The sequence below is a fragment of the Methanocalculus sp. genome, assembly GCF_029762515.1.
Classification (GTDB): Archaea; Halobacteriota; Methanomicrobia; order Methanomicrobiales; family Methanocorpusculaceae; genus Methanocalculus.
Genome location: NZ_JARVGN010000387.1, coordinates 1 through 2,154, shown reverse-complemented (window position 1 = coordinate 2,154; position 2,154 = coordinate 1). Strand labels below are relative to the sequence as shown.

The window sequence follows — 2,154 nt, the reverse complement described above, 5'->3', positions numbered from 1 at the left end:
AATCAGAACCATCTGCACAAAAAAATGGTCAATGAAATCGCAAACCGTGCATTCATCACCAGAGATAGTAACTACAAAATCAGTAATACGGACCCTCTCACGTATCTCCCCACTGTAGAAGAGGAATATCCGGGTTCTCTGGAAAAACAGTTCATCCCACAAAACCGTCAATTGTGGAAAATTGAAAATTATGGGTTTTTCCTCCAGGAACGCAGAAAAATCATCGCAGATCAAATTAATCAATATCTTGGGGAATTGAAGGGCAAATATCTTGGCGAAAAAAGCGATGGAGATACAGATTGGTTCGAGGTAATTGAAAAAGGAGAGAATGATTATGTCGAATTCAAGGAATCTCTGAGATGGGACTACAAGAGCAAGGAAGAATTGAAAAAATCTGAATATATCGCATTAAGAGCCATCGCTTCATTTCTCAACTCTGGTGGAGGGAAGTTGTTTATTGGAGTTGCGGATGATGGCACAATCAAGGGAATTGAGAAAGATTACCAGACATTTAATCCAAATCGAACCAAGCAGGATAGTGATGGGTTCAAACTGCACCTCGATAATCTGATCAACCAGTATCTCGGGGATATCTACCACGCGTATATCTCGGTCAATGTGCAGCCACTGAACGGGAACGAGATTTGTATTATTGAGGTTTCCCCCAGTGATGGGCCTGTGTATCTCAGGAGCAAGGATCAATTCGGAAATAAAAAAGAGGAGTTTTTCATACGGCGCTCGGCGTCCTCCATTGCTCTTGGACTTCGGGATTCCAATGATTATATCAAAATAAACTGGAATAACTAATTTCTCATTTTTTGAAGCATTAATTCATTTCGATGAGATTTTGGAGACGATTTAATTCCTGAAAGTGTCAAAAAATTCATTAAATCGAATGGAAATGGGTATTGAATATGTTTTTAATGCTTGAAATGAATTCTGAAAATTTCATTTCAGCTCTATTGCATCCTATCTTGTGGTATTTTCAGAATTTTTATTTTGGGGAGAAATGGTATTAACATAATCCTGGTTATTTGGAAGATTGATATCAACCTTTAGGATTCTCCGAACACTGCTCTCTGAAAATGCATATTTTAAAGGAATATCTAATCCAAAAACTTTCTCTCCGTAGTCTGTTTTATCAATGCGTTCAATTAATTTTTTTGCAATAGCATTCGGTAAGTTGAAACTAACTATTTCACCATTTAAATGCAAATTAAAGATTGTTTCATCGGGTCTAGATTTTCGATTAATTTTAACACCCAGAATATTATCAGTATTTTTTGGTGGTTTAATTCTCTTAATCCATCCATTATTACCGACCAACATGACTGGATAAGCGTTGTCGAGGATGCCTACTACAAGCGTGGGGGGGGCAGTATAAGTATCATCAGTGCTTTTAAAAAAATCAAATTTTGCAATTAGTTCCTCTTTTTTAATTTCCTTTAGTATATCGCTATCAATCTCGGAAACGAATTGCTTAATATTTTGATAGATTCGATTCATTCTCGGGATGCCAGAAAATGAGACGAGGAATATGTTATGCGCCCAAGCGTAATTCTGTGCTTCAGGAGAAAACGGGCTGACACTGAAAATACATCCTGAATCTAAATATCTATTCGGAGTATTACGCTCCTTATTCTCACCTATGACATAATTTTCAGAAATATCTTGTATAACACCAAAAAAATTCCTAACAATTCCCAAATCTATTGTTCGCTTGTAGCACTTTGCTTCTGCGATCAGTCTGATTGGATAGGTGAACGCGGTGGGGATTTCTAAAGTACCATATGCATCAATCTGGTGACTGGCTCCTCTTCCGTTTAAATTGCCCGGTTTCACGTCAATATATCCAGCACCTCCAAGCAAATCCCAAATTACTTTTTCAAAAATGTAACCACGTGCTTGAAAATCTCTCATAAAAATATTCATATTGCTCATAATTTATGATTTTTTCCTTTTTATAAAACGTGTTATTGGAGCTGATTTTGGATATTGAGGCTTTTGGTAATTTTTTAACCGTTTTTGAGCACATAACCGATTTTCCGCCCCAACCAGCCGTGCGACTCCGCTCCTCGCTCTCGCTCGTCGCTCCACTGCACGGCACTGCACACACCACCATGCACAGGCGTTTTCCGTCAAACGGGTAAGCAT

3 protein-coding genes are annotated in these 2,154 nt (G+C 38.0%); 1 reads left to right on the top strand and 2 read right to left on the bottom strand.

The window, feature by feature from the left end:
• Positions 1-807, top strand: an 807-nt coding sequence (locus tag QCH34_RS11280) for an RNA-binding domain-containing protein (RefSeq protein ID WP_300334204.1), incomplete at its 5' end; no start/stop codon positions are given.
• Between the two features lie 162 nt (positions 808-969).
• Here QCH34_RS11280 and QCH34_RS11275 read toward each other — a convergent pair.
• Together QCH34_RS11275 and QCH34_RS11270 are read right to left on the bottom strand one after the other, a co-directional pair.
• Complete coding sequence (locus QCH34_RS11275) at positions 970-1,920, bottom strand: restriction endonuclease (RefSeq protein WP_300334201.1); 951 nt, start codon at positions 1,918-1,920, stop codon at positions 970-972.
• Positions 1,886-2,154 (bottom strand): hypothetical protein (locus QCH34_RS11270; RefSeq protein ID WP_300334199.1); only part of this gene is annotated, 269 nt, incomplete at its 5' end. The genes QCH34_RS11270 and QCH34_RS11275, both read right to left, overlap by 35 nt.

Coding starts and splice junctions, on each gene's coding strand:
- QCH34_RS11275 (WP_300334201.1), bottom strand. CDS start 1,920: ATGAGAGATTTTCAAGCACGTGGTTACATTTTTGAAAAAGTAATTTGG.